Consider the following 18,188-nt stretch of genomic DNA (forward strand, 5'->3'; position numbering starts at 1 on the left):
TGGGTACTACTTGCCCAACGACCTTTGAGCGAAAGCAGATTTCAATCGGCATTAAACGCCCTCCCGGTCAAAAAGGCGGAAAGGTCCGTCGCCAGTTTCCTACATCCCGAACTAAAATCTTTAAGTTCCGACATTCCGATAGGCTGATCAGGGCTAAAATCGAGGTTCCCAGAACTAAAATAGGGTGGGATGAGTCGCGGCTCCATCTGCCGGATCTCTTCCACCGACGATACGGGCTGATTCTTATGCCAGTGCGCTACATGCCAGTGAGCTAACTTGTTGCGCATTTCAGTCTTCCGCTTAACGCGCTGCATAAGTTTTTCGAAATCGGAAAGATGATGTCCCGAAAGGCACTGCTGACCAACAACTTTGAGCATCCTGCATTTAATCTCGATGTGTCGTGCGGCGTCGAACGATAACAAGCTCAGAGCTCGCGGTGCAGGGTGCATGAACTGCGCATATAGTAGTGCAAGAAAAGACTCGATCTGAGAAAAGGCGGCAATCCCATTTCCGACTTCTGCTTTCATGGGCTCCAATGGCGGCAGGGAAACGGGGTTGATTTTGGGCACGTTCGACTCCGCCACATAGTTGCACCAGCCTTCTATTGGCTCGGCTTGAAGACTAAGACGACGCCGCTATTCAGCAGCTGCTTGGAGGGCGCACGATACTGGCGCCCTCCAACCTTGGTGGCCTAGGCGGCTTGCCAGATCGCGTTTATGGCCTCGATTGGCGGATGATCCCAGTTCGTAACAAGGCCGCCCTCAGCAATAATGACCGCGAGACGATCGTTCTGATCCATCATCGCACGAACCAGCCCATACACTTCTTGCGGGGTGTGATCCGTATGGAGGTAGAATAGTGAATACTGGAATTTAAAATGCGGCCCCAGTTCCGCTATGCGCGCCTGCACAGCGTCGTAGTTTTGACCCGGGGAAATCAGGTCATACGCAACAAAGAGATTATATGCCATGTGGAGATTTTCCTGTGATCTGCCACGGAACGGGTTGACGCTCCTCCACGCGAGATTAAAGTCTGAGGTGCCTTCATGCCTCGCCGTCCCTGGCTTGGTTTGAGTTAGGGTGATGGTTGTAGTGGACCATCACCCTATACGCTTCATGCAAGCGCTGATTCTGGCAAGCGGCAAGCATCCTCAATGCCCTAGATTCTCGTCGTATCCCAAGATAATTCACATGAATCCGGTCGCGATCTTGGCCTGCGCGGCGGCTGCGTCCCTCAGTCGACCATCTCCTGATAGACCGCTTCGGGGAGAAGAATTTAATCGGCCCAGATCGAACGTCGATCTGGGCCTCTTCGTATGCATCGGAATTGTAGCCGGCCTCAAAAGCCGAACGCATCCCGCCACTTGTCATTCCAAGCCGCCACGTCGTTCAAGGCTTTGCCAAAATTGCTGTTGGTCAGCATTGCGGATGCCATTTTCAACTCATCCGTATTGCTCCCATCCGACCTGCTGATGATCATCCCCGCCTCGATCAGTGAGGACTGGGCCGTCTTCAATCCCGCCGCAAGGGTCTTGCTGGTGCTGTTTCCATTCTTGTCTTCGATGTTCGAGATGATCGCGCCACCGTTTCCAAGCTGGAAGCCGATCACGAATTCGCCGTTACCGAACTTGGATCTGTTGTCCCGTATCAGGCGCTGAATGGCGTTGGCGATCGCGTTGTCATCGCTGATGCTGGGATTCTTCGCCTTTTCGGCTTTGACCAGCGAGGCGAACTTGTTCCCATCGTCGTTGATGAGCTTCTTGATGACGTCGGTAACACCGGCATCGCTGGTTTTGAAGTTGCCAGAATCCAGGAAATCGAGCGCGCTCGAGACGATCCCGTCGTTGCTCTGTTTGACGTCGAGCAGCGCGTTGTTGATTGCCGATGAGGCCTGAGCCTTCACGGCGCTCGTTTGACTGGAAACGCCGTTAGCGATGGCTGCGATAGTGTCGGCAGCCGATTTCCCGGCTTGCTGTTTGTTGGGAAGCAACGATGCGTTCGTCTGCTGCAGGATAAGCAGTGCAGCATTGTTCGCTGAAGAGATCGCGGTCATTTTCATTCCTCTGGTACCGGAATTCCCCCCATCGGAATTCGCAGCACGGAAGAGCTTGGGCCATCATGCCCAGCAACCTAAATACGAGATATTCGTTGCCACAACTTTGAATTCGGCGCGTTAACAAAACGCTTATTCCGCGTGCTAAATCCTAGACGCGAAATAAAGAACCCGGCTCGGTGGCCGGGTTGTCCTGACGTCGCTGCGCGTCAGAAAATCGAACCGTAATCATAGGCCGGCTCGCGCCTGTCGGGGCTCCATTCCTTCGCCTCCTCCGCATCGCCGCGAACGAAAGCTGCCGCTCATCACAACAGAGCGATGCCAGCTTCGCTACCGGCGCTGTTGCGAGCCCGACAGCCCCTGCGGCGAGGCAGGTTTTGCGCTTATGGGGCTTATGCCGAACTTGGCCTTGGCAGCTTGCCCCGCGCGTTGGAAGAAACGGATTTCTGTGGCGATGCTTTCGCGGAACGGATCGGTTCGGTTGAAGTAGTCGCGGTCCAGACCGAGCTTCGCACCGTCTGCCTCGCCCTCGTAATAAGTGCCGAACAGATGATCCCAGATCGGGAAATAATTGGCGAAATTCTTGTCGTGATGTTCCCGCATTCGGGAGTGATGGATGAAGTGGTCGCGTGGTGACTGGATCACGTATTTGCCAAACCAGCCATGCCAGGGAATGGCACTGTGCTTGACGAGACCAATGGCGCCGAAGGTGATGGTCACGAAGGCGAATTCGGCCGTCGGCAGGCCGACAAGCAGCGCCGGAACGACCATAATGACCAGGTTTATGGCCTTCTCCAGCGGATGCTCCCGCGACGACGTCAGCGCGTTGAACTCTTCGGCTGCGTGGTGAAATTCGTGCAGCCGCCATAGGACGGGCAGCCGGTGCATCAACCGATGCTGCCAGTAGCTCAAGAAATCTGACAGCACCAGGAACAAGAGAACATGTGCCCAGCCTGGTAGCCTTCGGGCAAGGTCCAGGTGGGGGATATCCTGAGCCGCGTGGGTGATGGCATAGGACAGACCAAATGATGCGAGCGCCGCAAATAGCGTAATCATTCCCGTCGCCTGAAGGACGAAATAGACGATGTCGGTGATTGTGGATTTGCTGCGTTCGAAGAAAACCCGACGGAACCCGGAATTGCCGTACCCCACATAGGTGAGTTCCACTGCGAAAACCGCCAGAACCAAGCCGATGGATATGGCGAAACTGAGCGCCATTGCCCGACCATTCAGATAATAAGTGTTATAAAAAAAACTCCCCAGCTTGTGTACGCAGTATTCGACTAGCTCCATGGCACTGCTCCAAACGCGAACCCTTACAGCTTGGTCCTGACGATGCGCTTTTGCCAGATTGCTCAAAGGACGAAGGGGTCGTCCTTTCGATGTATTACCGGCGGTGGAAGTGCAGTCCCGGGGGGAGGCATGGAGGAGGGGCGAGGAGCATCAGGCACCGCCGATCGTGGGACCTCGGGCCGTGCCGAGATTTGTTCCACAGCCGCCGCTCGACACTTCGATGTGCGGCCCAGTCAACCCATAACGACCGCTGAGGGTCTGAGCAACGTCTTCAAGCGGCGGATTTGCTGCACCGGCAAAATCGTGTCACCGTTCGCAGGGCATCCGCCCGGATCATCGAAAACCGCAGTCCTCGACCCGCGGAGGAGGTGGAGGAGGTTAGAACGCATTTTTCAAGACTAGCCGGAAGCACCTTGTATTTCGTCGTAAATAGGCCGGCAAAACCCGCTTCCGGCACCTTTCAGCAAACAACCTCCTCCACCTCCTCCAGCAGACGATAACGATACCGAATCAACAACTTGACCCGGAGGAGGTTACCTCCTCCATACACCCTCCACCTCCATGAACCTCCTCCAAAATCTGTCTTCACCGGAGGAGGTTCCAGGCCTGGAGGAGGTTGCGTGGAGGAGGTTCGCCATGCTTCGGGAAGCAAAAAACCCGGCTCTGTGGCCGGGTTATCAGGGTGTCGTGCGCGTCAGAAAATCGACCCGTAGCCATATGCCGGCTCATGCCTGTCGGGGCTCCATTCCCGAGCCTCGTCCGGATCGCCGCGAACATAGGCCGTCTTTTTCTCGCCGTCGCGGAAGCGGACACCCTTGTCCCTCTTCTCGAACCCGAGGCCGGTCATCGCCGCACGCATATGGGCGTGATGCGCCTTCGTCAGTTTATTGATGGTTTCCGGGCCATCGAAGCCGACCAGCTTCCAGACATCCGTGGCCTTGATCTTCAGCGGGCCTTCCGGAATGCGCTCGCCAAGGATCTCCAGCCACGGGCCAAAATCCGACGATTCATGGGCAACGCCGGCTGCTGCATTCCGCAATGCCTGACTATCCAGAGAAATATTCTCACCCGCCTCCCTCTCGGCAGCCTCCGCCCATAGCTGGTCTCGCGCCGCCGCAATGCCGGCGGGATCGGCCGCCGTCGCGCGGACGATCCAGAAGCGGCGGTTGCCGGTGGTGTCGGTCAGGTAGCGGCTTTCGTTGGTGGTGCCGAAGAGGATGAATTGCCGTTTGCGGTCGCTCCTAAAGCGGCCATAGGAGAGCCTGGCGCTATCTTCCTGCGTGGGGACGAAGGATTTGACGCGGTTGGTGTCGCGGCGGCTCAGGCCGTCGAGTTCGGGCATTTCCAGGATCCAGCGGCCGGCGGTTTTTTCGATGGTCACCTTGGCGTCGGCGCCGATTTCGAGCTGGTCGGTGAACCAGTCGCTGTCATGGCAGAGCGCCAGGATGGCCGAGGATTTGCCGATGCCCTGGGGGCCCTCGACGACGAGCATGTGATCGAATTTGCAGCCCGGATCCCTGACGCGGCGAACGGCGGCGCAGAGGATCTTGCGGCCGAAGGCGCGGTTGAGGGCCGTGTCCTCGGCGCCGAAATAATCGACGAGCCAGGTGTCGATGCGCGGCTTTCCATCCCATTGAAGGCCGGCGAGATAGTCGTGCACCGGATGATAGGCCCGCCGCTCGCCGATCAGCACCAGGGCATCGACAATGTTGTCCTTGGACGGCTCTCTGCCCTGCGCGCGGGCGAGCTCGAAGCGGATTTCCGCCAGCCGCGCGTCGCTCATGGGAACGATGCCGCCGTTGCGATGGATCTCCAATTCGACCGAAAGCAGGTTGAGCTTGATGAACCATCGGCGATCGACCAGCCATTGTTCGAGTTCGATATCGAAGCGCTCGATGCCCATCAGGCGACCGAAACGCCCGGACGCATCTGGGACCTGCGCGGGACGCGCGCTCGCGGAGGGCTCAACAGACCCTTCCCGCTTGACCTGCACGACGCGCGCCTCCTCCATCTCAGAAACGGGCTCCATCTCGGCAACGGGCTCCGGCCTCCAGTCGCGAAGCGTGGCGCTCATGAAGGCGTCGAGCTGGCTTTGCGTCCATCCGGCATCGGCGGCATCGGCGCAGTCCCAGCCGCGGCGTGGAAAACGGCCGGCCCGCCAATCGTCGAAACGGTAGCGCTCGATATCGGAAGCCTGCGCCGCATCGGTGAAGCCGACGCGCTGCACATGCGCGCCGACCGCGGCCAGGCGGGCGGCGATATCATCGGCAGCCGAGAGGCCCGGGCCGTCGAAATCAGGCCAGATCAGCACGTGCCGGCCCGAGAGCGGCGACCAGTCCGTGTGCGTGACGCCTTGGGTTCCGCCCGGCCAGGAGACGACGGTTCGCCCTGATAACAGGTGCAGGCGGTCGCGGCACTTTTCGCCCTCGACAATCACCACCGGGCCATCGTTCCCGGTCGTTTCATCGGAAAGCGTTTCGAGGCCGTAGAGCGGCCGCGGCTTCGGGAAGGGGAAACGCGACCAGGTCTTTCTGCTATCGGGGAGGCGAACGAACATGACCATCGGCGTCTCCTTGCCGCCATCAGGCAGATCGCGGCGCAGGACGTAGCCGAGAAGGGAGCCATCGGCATTTCGATAGGGAAAGACCGTCGATGGGGTGAAGGCGCCCCATTCCGAGGGCGTCCCCCGCCGTTTCGGATTATAGAGCGTGATGCGCCGGCCGGCCTGAAGCAGACGGTGCGGCGGGGCAAGGGGCACCAGTCCCTCGTAGATGGTCGCTGCCGGGATATGTCGAGGAGGAACGTTCGGCTTGATGTCGTCGCGGCCGCCGAGAATGCGGATCGCTTCGGGAAGATCGACGCCTCTGATCTCCTGCACGAAATCCAGCACATCCCCCTTCCTGCCGCAGCCGAAGCAATGGAAGCGCTCGACCCCATCCTGGCCGGCGAAGATCGTGAACGATGGGGTGTCTTCGGCATGAAAGGGGCAGCAGGCGGAAAATTCCTGCCCGCTGCGAGTAAGCTTGCAGCCGTATTGCGCAGCTGTCGAAGACAGGGACACGTCGCGGCGCAGCCGCTCGATGCAGCCTGAGACACCCGCCCCCGGCGATGGCTGATATTGCGAGATTCTATCCATGGATTTTCCGATGAAACTCGAGGGCCGACGCCTATGCGCTTTGCCGAGAAGAGGCTTTCGGATTTGACGCAACGCGCCTCGTGGACATTTCATCCATCCAGGCGCCGACTTCGTCGGACCTCCAGAAGTTGTTTTTCGCGACCCGGATGGGCGCGGGAAACTTCCCGTCCCTCACCCAGCGCCAGAGCGTCACATTCGACACCGGAGCGATCTTCTGAACGTCGCTCGCGCTTAAAAGCGTGTAGGAGATTGGCCTGCCAGTCATGCTCATTGCTCTGAAACTCCGATCAGAAGCAGAATGCGCAACGATGGTTGTCTTGATGAATGCGATGCATTTCACTGCGATACATGCCCGATGCCGGACGGCATGGCTTGCTTTCGGATCTCAATGCCCAATCACCGGCAAGACCGGCTTGCAAAGACGCGTCGGGCGGCGCCCTTCAAATTCCACCGAAAGCGATGCACCACGGTGTCAACCTGTGGCCGGTGTGACACAGAAGAAAACTTCCAGGCCGAGTTCGGACTATCTCCGCCCGCGATACGCTTGATATTTGCGACCGCATGTTGCGATCTGTCGGGGAACGACCTGCGAAGGTCGAGGGGACTTACGACGACGAAAAAGTGATCGACTGGCTCGGGCTTGGCCCAAGTCAGGCCGCAGACGCCGCATCGCATGAGACGAGGCAAGGCTGAACGGCACATTGCGAGGAGCCGCCGGTAAATCTTGTCCATTCAGTCAGCCAGCCATGACCATTGAAAGCACGTTGCCCTCGGCGAGCGAGGAAAATGTCGTTGCCGAACGCGGACCGATGCTTTTCGGCATTGGTCAGAGCATCGCGGCAGCCGGACTTTTCCTGGCGGGATATTTCGTTCTCAACATCGCGCTTCGCCTGATACAGCCCGACACGCTCGGTCTCGATGAATCCGAACAGGCATTTTTCTCGCAATTTCTCCTGCTGGGCTACGGCCCGCAGCCGCCATTCTATAACTGGCTGCAATATGCGGTGGTTTCGGTCGCCGGCCTGTCGCTCTGGACGCTCGTGGTTCCCAAAAACATCCTGCTTTTTCTCTGCTATCTGTTCTATGGCTTTGCCGCACGAGAAGCGCTGAAGGATAAGTCGCTCGCAGCCATTGCCATGCTGAGCCTCATTATCCTGCCGCAAGTCGGCTTTCTGGCGCAGCGCGAGCTTACCCATACCGTGGCGCTGCTGGTTGCGACCTCGCTGTTTCTCTACGGCTTTTTCAGGACGCTTCGGCAGCCGACATTCGCCTCCTATCTGGTGGTCGGCATCGCCGTCGGCGTCGGGCTGATCTCCAAATATAATTTTGCCATTCTGCCGGCTGCGGCTTTCCTTGCGGTATTGCCGGACAGCCAATGGCGCCGCCATCTTTTTGACTGGCGAATGCTGGTGGCGATTGCCGTCGCCATTCTCATCGTTCTGCCGCATGCGCTGTGGCTGCCCGACAACATCCAGAGCGCTTCAGCCGCAACTCTCGAGCGGATGGGCGCCAGGCACGAAGCGGGCAGCGCCATCCTGCGGATCGGCAAGGGGCTTGTCTCACTGCTCATTGCCGTCATTGGTTTCTCAGCACTGCCGATCGTCCTGTTTGCAGCCTGCTTCCGGCGCGATTTTTTCCGCGCGCTCAAGGCAACCAGCCCAATGATACGGCTGATCGAACGCATGATGGCAGCAAGCCTGCTTTCGGTCGTCATCGTGATCATCGGCGGCGCAAGTCATATTCACGAACGGTGGCTTGACCCGTTCCTTCTCGTCCTGCCGATCTACCTGTTCCTGAAAATGCAGGCCGCAGGCTTCGACATGTCGGCCGGGGTTCGCCGTTTTCTGCCGGTCGTGCCGGCGGCGATGGTGATAATAATGTCGGTGCTGACCCTCAGGATCGTCGGGGCCGGCTTTCTTGGAAGCTACCCGATCCTCAATGTGCCCATGGCGGAATTTGCATCAAAATTGGGTGAAAGCCGCAAGCCGGTTCTCGTGATTGCCTCCAGCAAATACCTGGCCGGCAATATTCGCTTGCAATGGCCTGATGTGCCCACCGTCTTGCCCGATTTTCCCGATCGTCAGACGAGCAGCTACGCGCGCGCCGACGGACCCGTGCTCATTGTCTGGCGCGGCCGCACGGCGAGCGATGCGACCATTCCACCAGAGTTTGCGGCCCGCCTGCAGGCAGCCGGCATCGAATTGCCCCAAACACAGGCCCTGACGCTGCCTTATCTCTTCGGGAATCCGAAACATGCCTTTTCCCTCGGTTATGCCTGGGTCGAGGGCCGGCTGTCGGATGGATATGCGGTGAAGTGATCGCCGGCGTCGATTGCGTGCCAATAATGGCAGTCACTGCCGCTGCAGATCGATGCGGCTCGTCACCACCGACTGGCCGGACGCCGGATCGCGATCGACGGTCTGCAGGCGAAGGCCGTTCTGCCCCACTTTTTGGATCATCATGTTTGCGCTCCGATCGCCATTGGTGACGCGCGCCCAGGTGACATTGAAGGTGAGGGCATCCCCTCGCCTGCTGCCGACAAGCCGGGAAGGCAGACCCGAGGGGCCTGTGTAATTGCCGGTATACCGTTGGCCGGATGCCTTCACATTTGCCGAAAAGCTTCTCGTGATGAAGGCGAGACCGCGACAGCTGCCATTCATGGCAACGGCCGAAGCGCTCGCATCGGATTTGAGATTGCACGATACATTGACCTTCGCGCCGCCGATCCTGGTCAGGACCATTCCGCCTCCGCTCCAGTCGCCCGCCAATGAATTGAGGAAATCCGCTTCGGACGCGTTGGCGCCGGCAGCGAGGCCCGTGAGCGAGAGCACTGTTGCGAAAAGAGCAGGACGCATGAGAGCACCCAGGGAGTTTTCCTGGGCTGACAACAGTCAAAGCGAGAAATTGTTCCGCCGAAATCGGAACTTCGGCCGTCACTCGTGCCAGTGCTCAGCCACCCAGGGGGTCGGGAGAATATAGTGGCGCAGGTAGCGGAAGGGCGGCTTGCCGTCGCGTTTGCTGATATCGAAGACGCCCCTGACATGCTCGAGCCTCGTTTCGGCCCGGCCTCTCGGGCCGAATTTCCCTTCGATGGCGTTCTGCGGGTGGAAGCCGCGCGGGAAGAGGACAACGCGAGCGCTGGATGGCAGGCGCGGGGCAAGAAAGTAGTTCAGCGGAAAGGCCCAGTGGCAATCCTGCCGGAAATGCAGTACCCACCGGCGCGGAAAGAATTTGACGCCTCCGGGCGCATTGCGGGTTACGAAGCGCTGCTCATACTTATATTCATCGGCCACTTTCTGCGGGTCGGCCCTGAACTTTTCCTGCAGCGGCACGAGCTTGCCGACCGGAAAGCGAAAGAGCGAGCTCTGGCCGAGCCTTTCGAAAGGCGTCGTCTGGTTGCGGGCCATGACGACATCATCAGGCCCCCCGACTTTGAAGAAGTCATCGAGGGAGGCAACGACGACCAGGTCGAGGTCCAGATAGAGGACAGGCCCGCTCAGGCTTCCGAGCTTCGGCCCCCAAAGCCTCGCCTTCGGCCAGATGCCCCGCGTATTGACCGGCATTTCGACGTCGAGCGGCGGCAGATCCTCGCACAGGATGCCGGGATGGAGATCGTCCCGGGAGTCGGTGAAGCATGTGAAGGTAAAGGGCGGCGTGATGTTGCGCGCCACCATCGCATACAGCCGGTTGACGAAAGTCGGTCCGTATTTTGTACCCCAGTTGATGCAAATTACCTGTTTAACGCCGCCGCTCGCAGCCAAAACATGCGCCATCATATCTCGCCATTTCCGTGCCCGGATCCGAACCCTTCGCATCCGCGATGGAGCGGTTCACAGGCCTGCATCAGGTTCCACTTGGGAATAACCTGGCGGAAATGCAATCCTGACATCCGAGAGCCCAGGCAGCCTGCCAGATCTCCATTTTCCGGCGGATAGCCACCGAAACTTCCTTCGCAAAACGCCTTGTATTTGAAATTTGCCGGCGCCGGAAGCGCTTTAAAGCGTCGACATCGAAGAAAGCTATGACTTGCGCTTTACCTGCTACCAGCAGGAGCATAAAAGACTGCCGACACCCCCCATTGCACCTGGCCCATCAGCACAAAGCCGTTTTTCCGTTTCGCTGAGAAAGCTCGAGAGGTCCATCATGTCCGCACCATCGAAGCAATCCAACCGCACGTTTGTCGTTGCCACCATCATGCTCGCGACCTTCATGGTGGCGATCGAGGCCACGATCGTTGCGACCGCGATGCCACGCATCGTCGGCCAGCTCGGCGGCTTTTCCTATTACAGCTGGGTCTTTTCCGCCTTCCTGCTGGCGCAGTCGACGACAACGGTCATCTACGGCAAGCTTTCCGACATTTTCGGCCGCAAGCCGGTGCTGATCGGCGGCATCCTGGTTTTCCTCGTCGGCTCGCTCTTCTGCGGGCTGGCCTGGTCGATGGCCTCGCTCATCATCTTCCGTCTGGTGCAGGGCCTTGGCGCCGGCGCAATCCAGCCGGTGACGATGACTGTTATCGGCGACCTGTTCACGCTGGAGGAGCGCGGCAAGGTACAGGGCGTGATGGCGACCGTCTGGGCAGCCTCGGCTGTCGTCGGACCGCTTGCCGGCGGTATCATCGTCGATACGATTTCCTGGGCCTGGATCTTCTGGATCAACCTGCCGATCGGCATCTTCTCGATCATCGCCTTCCTGATCTTCCTGAAGGAGGACGTGGCGCACAAGCAAGCGAAGATCGACTATCTCGGCGCCATCCTGTTTTCGATTTCCATCATCGCGCTCTTGACGATCCTGACGGAGACGACCGCACCGGCCTGGATCCTCATCGCGCTTGCCGTGGTCTTGATCGTGACCGGCATCCTTTTCGTGCTGCAGGAGAGGCGCGCGCCGGAACCGATCATTTCCATCGCGCTCTGGAGCCGGCGGCTCGTCGCGACCAGCAATGCCTGCATGCTGCTCGCCGGCATGGCGCTGATCGGCCTCTCGACGATCCTGCCGATGTATGTGCAGGGCGTGCTCGGCCGCTCGCCTGTTGTCGCCGGTTTCACGCTGACCATGCTCGTCGTCGGCTGGCCTCTGTCGGTGATGCTTTCGAGCCGCTTCTTCCGGGCATTCGGCATCCGCAATACGCTCAGGGTCGGCAGTTTCATGTTCCCCTTCGGCGCCTGCTTCCTGCTGTTCCTCACGCCGGAAAGCCACCCGGCGGTTGCGGGCGCCGGCTCCTTCTTCATGGGCTTTGGCATGGGCCTCATCAATCTCACCAGCATCGCGCTGGTGCAGGACAGCGTGGAGTGGTCGATGCGCGGCAGCGCCACAGCCTCGATCATCTTTGCCCGCAGCCTCGGCAATACGCTCGGCGCCACCGTGCTCGGCGCCATCCTCAATGCCGGGATCGACCACTATGCGACGGGTGAAGCGGCAAACAGCCTGCACAATGTCCTGAACGAGCCGACCGGTCTTTCGGAACTCGCCGGCGATGCGACGGTACGCGGCATTTTTGACGCCGCACTCCACTGGAGCTTCTGGGGCGTCGTCCTCGTGGCGGTACTGACCTTTGCGACGACCTGGCTCATTCCGATCGGCCGCGGCGTGAAGGCGCAGGGTGGGGGTGCGGCGAGCGAGGCAGCCTCCCATTAGACCTGATCTTTTTCCCGAAGTGCAAAAATGCAATAACAAAGGAATGACGCTCGCCCGGGTCATTTACAACCGCTCATTCCTTGGATAAGGCGAATTATAGCATCAATAAAACCGGGAGCTGAAATACTAATGATTGTTTCGGGATTTTTCAGACAAAGTCATATTTCAATTTTTGTGCTCTCTACAATGTTAGGTCTGTCGGGATGCGTCACAAATAATAATGGTATCCAGAATTCCGAAGATCATAGTCGAGCTCTAAGTGGAGAGCGGACAAAAATGGGCCAGTCTTACATGCTGAATCCAGATTGCAGCCCAAGAACAATGCCGAGTGTAAAACTAATGCAAGCCCCGGAGCACGGATCCGTCGAATTCGTGAGGGAAAATATTTTCGCTAACTATACGAACGCCCCGCAGAGCAGGTGCAATTCCAGGAAATCTCCCGGAGTATCCGAATACTATACTTCCAAGAGCGGCTATTCTGGAAAAGATATGTATAAAGTGAGAGTGTCTTACGGGGAAGGGACCATCAAGGACGTGACCGTCAACATCAACGTGATCAAGAATTAGAGAGGGACGAGCGTCGGCGGTCGCGTGAGCCGAGGCGTCGCTCGGCAGTTCACGCAGTCTCAGCCGCCTGCGGGATGGACTGCAGCAGCGTTTGGCGGGCCGAGCGAAGGTGGATGCGGCAGGCGGCCTCGATCCTTGCCTGATCGCGGGCTTCGAGTGCTGCGATATAATCGAGGTGTTCGTGGATGGCGCGCTCGTTGCGTTCGCGGGCGGCCGCCTTGTTCCACTGGTAATGATAGTGGAAGATGATGGCGATCGCGTCATAGAAATCGGCAATGAAGCGGTTCTTCGAGGCGCGGTGGATCAGGAGATGGAAACGCTCGTCGAGGGCCGAGAATTCCTTGAAGCGATTGTTGATATCGGAGAGCACCGAAACGTGCTCCTTCTTGATCGCCGCAAGATCGGCCCATGCCTGATGCCCGGCAGGCAGCTTGCCGAATTCGGCGGCCGAATGCAGCTCGAACATTTCGCGCACGTCGGCAAGCTCCAGCGCGAATTCGCGGGTAAAGCCCTTCAGCGTCCAGTGGCTGTTCGGGCGTTTTTCGATCAGGCCGAAACGCGAGAAGCGGATCAGGAATTCGCGCACGCTCGTCGTGCCCGTGCCGATCTCGCGGGCGAGCTCCAGCTCGTTGATCTGCATGCCGGGGGCGGCTTCATCCGACAGGATGCGCTGCATGAAACTGCGCTCGATGATGTCGTGCAGGGAATCGGTTTCTTCCGAGGGGAAGAAGTCGCGGTCGGTCGGCTGGCGCAGGACGATCTTCTGGCGCTTGTTCCAGCGGATGATGCCCTCGTCGCTGAGGCGGGTCAGGATAGCGCGTGCCGTGCTGCGGCTGACGCCGAGCTGGGCGGCAATCTCAGGCTCCGAAGGCAGCGCGGTATCCATGCGCAATGCTGCCGCATATCGATTGTAGGCTTCCTTGAAGACCGTATTCTGTCTTGCCATCAGACCCCGCTTTCCGCCCGACGATACGGCCCAAGAGACACGGCCATCATGCCCGCCGCCAAGAACGGGCCTAGCCGGACCAGGAGCCTCTTCAAGCGACCTTTATCTTATTTTCAGTCGCATGCGGCCGTTTGCCTCCCTCGTCCACAGGATCAATATTCCCGTTGACTTGAAAATGTTTATTGTAGATAAAAAACAAAATCAATGCGCAATTGAGGCAACAAGCGCCGATCAACGGACGCTTCCTCAGGGAGAAGAAATTGGACAGACAGCCTTGGATCATCCTGTCGGCAGGAGACAATGTCGCGGTCGCAACGGCACCGATCGCTGAAGGATCCGATGTCGCCAATGTGACGACGCGGCAGAAGATCGACGCCGGCCACAAGATCGCCATAACGGACATCCCGCAGGGCATGCCGGTGGTGAAATACGGCCAGGCGATTGGCCGTACCACGGCGGATGTGAAAGCCGGCGACCATGTTCACAGCCACAACCTGCATTTCGAAAACGACCGCCTCGCCGCAACGGCCAATTCCGCTCCCGAAGAAGCCAGTGCCGAAGACAGGGCGCGCACCTTCATGGGCTATCGCCGTGCCGACGGGCGGGCTGCGACGCGCAACTATATCGGCATCATTGCCAGCGTGAACTGTTCCACCACGGTCTGCAGGGCGATCGCCGACGAGGCCAACCGCACGATCCTGCCGCATTATGACGGGATCGACGGTTTCGTGCCGATCGTTCACGACCAGGGCTGCGGCATGAGCTCGACCGGCGACGGCATGAATGTGCTGCACCGCACGCTCGCCGGTTATACGCGGCATGTGAATTTCGGCGGGGTGCTGATGATCGGCCTCGGCTGCGAGGTCAACCAGCTGACGCTCTACGGCCAGAGCGGCGCGGGCGCCTCCAAGCGGCATTTCAACATTCAGGATGCCGGCGGTTCGCGCCGCGCGGTCGAGCGCGCCATGGGCGTACTGCGCGAAATCGCCGCCGATGTCGGCCGTGAAAAGCGCGTGCCGATGTCTGTCAGCGAGATCATCATCGGCCTGCAATGCGGCGGTTCCGACGGCTTTTCGGGCATCACCGCAAATCCGGCGCTCGGCGTTGCAGCAGACCTGCTGGCGGCCGCCGGCGGTACGGCGATCCTCTCGGAAACCTCCGAGATCTATGGCGCGGAGCATCTGCTGCGCAGCCGCGCCGTTAGCGAGGAAGTCGCAAAGAAGCTCGATGAGAAGATCGCCTGGTGGGAAGACTATGTCGCCCTGCACGGCGCCTCGCTCGATAACAATCCGTCGCCGGGCAACAAGCGCGGCGGCCTGACGACCATTCTCGAAAAGTCGCTCGGCGCTGTCGCCAAGGGCGGCCGCTCGCCGCTGACTGCCGTCTATGGTTATGCCGAGCGCGTCACGGCTCCCGGCCTCGTGTTCATGGACACGCCCGGCTACGATCCGGTCTCCGCCACCGGCCAGGTGGCCGGCGGCGCCAACATGATCGCGTTCACGACCGGCCGCGGCAGCTGCTTCGGCTGTCGCCCCGCCCCCTCGCTGAAGCTCGCCAGCAATTCGGCGCTCTATGCCTCGATGGAAGAGGACATGGATATCGATTGCGGCACCATCGTTACGGGTGACGCGACGATCAGCGCCAAGGGCCGCGAGATCTTCGATCTGATCGTCGAGACGGCCTCGGGCAAGAAGACGAAAAGCGAAATCTTCGGCTACGGCGATAACGAATTCGTTCCGTGGCATCTCGGCGCCACGCTCTAAGTGATATTAAGGTCTTCACGGGGAGGAATGATGAAGACGAGGAGAATCGGCAAGACGGCGCTTGAGGTGACCGAAATCAGCTTCGGCGCCGCGGCACTCGGCGGCCTTTACCGCGCCTGCCCGCGCGAGCAGGCGATGGAAACGCTGGAAACGGCGTGGAACCACGGCATCCGCTATTACGATGTGGCGCCGTGGTACGGCCTTGGGCTCGGCGAACGACATGTCGGCGATTTCCTGCGCGGCAAGCCGGAAAATGACTATGTGCTGTCCACCAAGGTCGGCCGCCTGCTGCGCCCGGTGCCGACCGGCAGCGTTCCGGATTACAGCTATGTCGATCCGCTCTCCTTCGATGCCGATTACGATTATTCCTATGACGGCATCATGCGGTCGGTCGATTTCAGCTATGCGCGGCTCGGCCTCAACCGCATCGATATTCTCTATGTCCACGATATCGGCGGCTATACGCACGGTGCTGCCAAGAATGCGGTTCATCTGAAGAATTTCCTCGACAGCGGCATCAAGGCTCTGGAGCAGCTGAAGTCATCTGGCGCGATCAAGGCGTTCGGTCTCGGCGTCAACGAAGTGCCTGTTTGCCTCGACGTGATGCGCAATGCCGATATCGACGTGATCCTGCTTGCCGGCCGCTACACGCTGCTCGACCGGTCGGCGGTTGCCGAGCTCATCCCGCTCTGCCGGCAGAAGGATACGTCGCTGGTCGTCGGCGGCGTTTTCAATTCCGGCATTCTGGCAACCGGTCCGGTGCCGGGATCGCATTTCGACTATATGCCGGCAAATGACGAGGTGCTCGGCAAGGTGGGCGCGATGGAAGCGGTGGCCAAGCGTCATGGCGTTCCGCTTGCCGCCCCCGCCCTGCAATTTCCGCTGCGCGATCCGATCGTCTCCTCGGTGCTGATCGGCACGGCAAGGCCTTCGAGCCTCGTGCGCAACATGGAAAATTTCGAACCGCAGCTTCCCGCCGATATCTATTCCGAATTCGAGCCCTACACGCTGGTCGCCGCACCGCTTGGCGAAGAAGCCGTCCGGGTCTGAGGAGACAACATGCTTAAAGGTATTCACCCGCTTCTCGGTCCCAATCTGCTCTATGCGCTGAAAAGCATGGGGCATGGCGACGATATCGTCATTGCCGATGCCAATTTCCCGGCGAGCAGCATGGGACCCGACGTCATCCGGGCCGATGGCGTCAGTGCCACCGATATGGCCGAGGCGATCCTCACCCATATGCCGCTCGATACATTCGTGCCGCAGTCGGCATGGCGGATGGAAGTGGTCGGCGATGCCAAGGCCGTGCCGGAAGTCTGCGCCGAATTCCAGGAGATCGTCACCCGGCGCGCCGGAAATTTTCCCATCGCATCTGTCGAGCGCTTCGCCTTCTACGAGATGGCGCGGAAGGCCGCTTATATCGTCGCGACCACCGAATTCCGGCTATACGGCAACCTTATTTTGAAGAAGGGCGTCGTGCATCCGCACGAGGTGCGATTCGACTAAAGACCTTATTTTAGGTCTTTATGTATTTGAAATAAAAACAAATGCTTGGAAGGCAATTTGATGGGCTACGAAGGCGAAATCAGCGCACTTGCAATTTGATCGCGCCTCGGCTAGCTTCTTCCTGCAAATGTTTTTTATCGATAAAAATCGTCCGCTCGCGTTCAGCGGTCTGGTTTCATTGGAGGAGAACGCACCTTGAGAGGAGAACCCTTATGAGCATCGTGAAAACCCTTCTGTCCCGCCGGGCCTTTACGGCACTTGCGGGCGCCGCCGTCATTGCGACGGCGATGCCGGTCACGTCCTTTGCTGCCGACGTGACGATCCCGATCATCGTCAAGGACACGACGTCCTTCTACTGGCAGATCGTTCTGGCCGGCGCTCGCCAGGCCGGCAAGGATCTCGGCGTGAAGGTACCGGAACTCGGCGCCCAGTCGGAATCCGACATCAACGGCCAGATCTCGATTCTGGAAAATGCCGTTGCCGGCAAGCCAGCCGCCGTCGTCATTTCGCCGACCGAATTCAAGGCACTCGGCAAGCCGATCGATGAAGCCGCCAAGTCCGTTCCGGTCATCGGTATCGATTCGGCAGCCGACTCCAAGGCATTCAAGTCGTTCCTGACGACGGATAACGTCCAGGGTGGCCGTATCGCTGCTGACGGCCTTGCCGCCGCCATCAAGGCCGCGACGGGCAAGGAAGAAGGCGAAATCGCCATCATCACCAGCCTGCCGGGCGTTGGCTCGCTCGACCAGCGTCGCCAGGGCTTCCTCGATGAAATCAAGTCGAAGTATCCGGGCCTCAAGGTGATCGCCGACAAGTATGCCGACGGCCAGGCAACCACCGGCCTCAACATGATGACCGACCTGATCACGGCAAACCCGAAACTCGTCGGCGTCTTTGCGTCGAACCTGATCATGGCACAGGGTGTTGGCCAGGCGATCGCTGAAAACAAGCTCGGCGACAAGATCAAGGTCATCGGCTTCGACAGCGACGACAAGACGGTCGGCTTCCTCAAGGACGGCGCACTCGCGGGCCTCGTCGTTCAGGACCCCTATCGCATGGGTTATGACGGCGTGAAGACGGCTCTTGCCGTTTCCAAGGGTGAAAAGGTCCCGGCAAATGTCGATACGGGTGCAAACCTCGTCACCAAGGCGAACATGAAAGAGCCGAAGATCGACGCGCTCCTGAACCCGAAGATCAAGTAATAACGACAGACGAGCCGCGCCGGCTTCAAAACCGGCGCGGCTTTTTCCATCCATGGTATGTTTGGGATGGAGAGCAGACGTGACAAGAG

The 18,188-nt window shown here is 59.3% G+C and carries 14 protein-coding genes; 6 read left to right on the forward strand and 8 right to left on the reverse strand.

Annotation, left to right across the window (positions count from 1 at the left end; all coding sequences use genetic code 11):
* Positions 1 to 41 precede the first annotated feature (41 nt).
* The 5 genes from EV281_RS09160 to EV281_RS09180 all read right to left on the reverse strand — a co-directional run bounded on the left by EV281_RS09160 (position 42) and on the right by EV281_RS09180 (position 6,481).
* Entirely contained in the window at positions 42 to 569 is a 528-nt protein-coding gene (locus EV281_RS09160) for a hypothetical protein (protein ID WP_132652773.1), read from the reverse strand.
* Positions 570 to 691: 122 nt separating this feature from the next.
* Entirely contained in the window at positions 692 to 970 is a 279-nt protein-coding gene (locus EV281_RS09165) for a hypothetical protein (protein ID WP_132652774.1), read from the reverse strand.
* 368 nt (positions 971 to 1,338) lie between these two features.
* Positions 1,339 to 2,052 carry a hypothetical protein gene (locus EV281_RS09170; protein ID WP_132652775.1) on the reverse strand — a complete coding sequence of 238 codons (714 nt, stop codon included), beginning with the start codon at positions 2,050 to 2,052 and terminating at the stop codon, positions 1,339 to 1,341.
* A 330-nt stretch (positions 2,053 to 2,382) separates the two neighbouring features.
* Positions 2,383 to 3,345 (reverse strand): sterol desaturase family protein, encoded by a 963-nt coding sequence (locus tag EV281_RS09175; protein WP_132652776.1) that lies wholly within the window; start codon positions 3,343 to 3,345, stop codon positions 2,383 to 2,385.
* Positions 3,346 to 4,039: 694 nt separating this feature from the next.
* Positions 4,040 to 6,481: a VapE domain-containing protein gene (locus EV281_RS09180; protein WP_165911863.1), complete on the reverse strand. Its 2,442-nt coding sequence runs from the start codon at positions 6,479 to 6,481 to the stop codon at positions 4,040 to 4,042.
* 809 nt (positions 6,482 to 7,290) lie between these two features.
* Between EV281_RS09180 and EV281_RS09185 the strand changes: the two genes are divergently transcribed.
* Entirely contained in the window at positions 7,291 to 8,799 is a 1,509-nt protein-coding gene (locus tag EV281_RS09185) for a glycosyltransferase family 39 protein (protein WP_132653221.1), read from the forward strand.
* 33 nt (positions 8,800 to 8,832) lie between these two features.
* On the opposite strand, the gene EV281_RS09190 is transcribed toward EV281_RS09185, so the two are convergent.
* Positions 8,833 to 9,336, reverse strand: a complete 504-nt coding sequence (locus EV281_RS09190) for a hypothetical protein (RefSeq protein WP_132652778.1) — start codon at positions 9,334 to 9,336, stop codon at positions 8,833 to 8,835.
* 78 nt (positions 9,337 to 9,414) lie between these two features.
* Positions 9,415 to 10,257 carry a glycosyl transferase gene (locus tag EV281_RS09195; protein ID WP_132652779.1) on the reverse strand — a complete coding sequence of 281 codons (843 nt, stop codon included), beginning with the start codon at positions 10,255 to 10,257 and terminating at the stop codon, positions 9,415 to 9,417.
* Positions 10,258 to 10,624: 367 nt separating this feature from the next.
* On the opposite strand from EV281_RS09195, the gene EV281_RS09200 reads away from it, so the two are divergent.
* Positions 10,625 to 12,115 (forward strand): MDR family MFS transporter, encoded by a 1,491-nt coding sequence (locus tag EV281_RS09200; RefSeq protein WP_132652780.1) that lies wholly within the window; start codon positions 10,625 to 10,627, stop codon positions 12,113 to 12,115.
* 616 nt (positions 12,116 to 12,731) lie between these two features.
* On the opposite strand, the gene EV281_RS09210 is transcribed toward EV281_RS09200, so the two are convergent.
* Complete coding sequence (locus EV281_RS09210; protein WP_132652782.1) at positions 12,732 to 13,628, reverse strand: GntR family transcriptional regulator; 897 nt, start codon at positions 13,626 to 13,628, stop codon at positions 12,732 to 12,734.
* Between the two features lie 260 nt (positions 13,629 to 13,888).
* Here EV281_RS09210 and EV281_RS09220 point away from each other — a divergent pair, with 260 nt between their 5' ends.
* From EV281_RS09220 to EV281_RS09235, 4 genes are all read left to right on the forward strand, one after another.
* Positions 13,889 to 15,391 carry an altronate dehydratase family protein gene (locus EV281_RS09220; protein WP_132652784.1) on the forward strand — a complete coding sequence of 501 codons (1,503 nt, stop codon included), beginning with the start codon at positions 13,889 to 13,891 and terminating at the stop codon, positions 15,389 to 15,391.
* 30 nt (positions 15,392 to 15,421) lie between these two features.
* Positions 15,422 to 16,441 carry an aldo/keto reductase gene (locus tag EV281_RS09225; protein WP_132652785.1) on the forward strand — a complete coding sequence of 340 codons (1,020 nt, stop codon included), beginning with the start codon at positions 15,422 to 15,424 and terminating at the stop codon, positions 16,439 to 16,441.
* Positions 16,442 to 16,450: 9 nt separating this feature from the next.
* Entirely contained in the window at positions 16,451 to 16,897 is a 447-nt protein-coding gene (locus tag EV281_RS09230) for an RbsD/FucU domain-containing protein (RefSeq protein WP_132652786.1), read from the forward strand.
* A 212-nt stretch (positions 16,898 to 17,109) separates the two neighbouring features.
* Complete coding sequence (locus EV281_RS09235; protein WP_132652787.1) at positions 17,110 to 18,099, forward strand: ABC transporter substrate-binding protein; 990 nt, start codon at positions 17,110 to 17,112, stop codon at positions 18,097 to 18,099.
* Positions 18,100 to 18,188: the final 89 nt, after the last annotated feature.

It is taken from the genome of Rhizobium sp. BK418, assembly GCF_004341105.1.
Lineage (GTDB): Bacteria > Pseudomonadota > Alphaproteobacteria > Rhizobiales > Rhizobiaceae > Rhizobium.

Coding starts and splice junctions, on each gene's coding strand:
- EV281_RS09165 (WP_132652774.1), bottom strand. CDS start 970: ATGGCATATAATCTCTTTGTTGCGTATGACCTGATTTCCCCGGGTCAA.
- EV281_RS09170 (WP_132652775.1), bottom strand. CDS start 2,052: ATGACCGCGATCTCTTCAGCGAACAATGCTGCACTGCTTATCCTGCAG.
- EV281_RS09175 (WP_132652776.1), bottom strand. CDS start 3,345: ATGGAGCTAGTCGAATACTGCGTACACAAGCTGGGGAGTTTTTTTTAT.
- EV281_RS09180 (WP_165911863.1), bottom strand. CDS start 6,481: ATGGATAGAATCTCGCAATATCAGCCATCGCCGGGGGCGGGTGTCTCA.
- EV281_RS09185 (WP_132653221.1), top strand. CDS start 7,291: ATGCTTTTCGGCATTGGTCAGAGCATCGCGGCAGCCGGACTTTTCCTG.
- EV281_RS09190 (WP_132652778.1), bottom strand. CDS start 9,336: ATGCGTCCTGCTCTTTTCGCAACAGTGCTCTCGCTCACGGGCCTCGCT.
- EV281_RS09195 (WP_132652779.1), bottom strand. CDS start 10,257: ATGATGGCGCATGTTTTGGCTGCGAGCGGCGGCGTTAAACAGGTAATT.
- EV281_RS09200 (WP_132652780.1), top strand. CDS start 10,625: ATGTCCGCACCATCGAAGCAATCCAACCGCACGTTTGTCGTTGCCACC.
- EV281_RS09210 (WP_132652782.1), bottom strand. CDS start 13,628: ATGGCAAGACAGAATACGGTCTTCAAGGAAGCCTACAATCGATATGCG.
- EV281_RS09225 (WP_132652785.1), top strand. CDS start 15,422: ATGAAGACGAGGAGAATCGGCAAGACGGCGCTTGAGGTGACCGAAATC.
- EV281_RS09230 (WP_132652786.1), top strand. CDS start 16,451: ATGCTTAAAGGTATTCACCCGCTTCTCGGTCCCAATCTGCTCTATGCG.
- EV281_RS09235 (WP_132652787.1), top strand. CDS start 17,110: ATGAGCATCGTGAAAACCCTTCTGTCCCGCCGGGCCTTTACGGCACTT.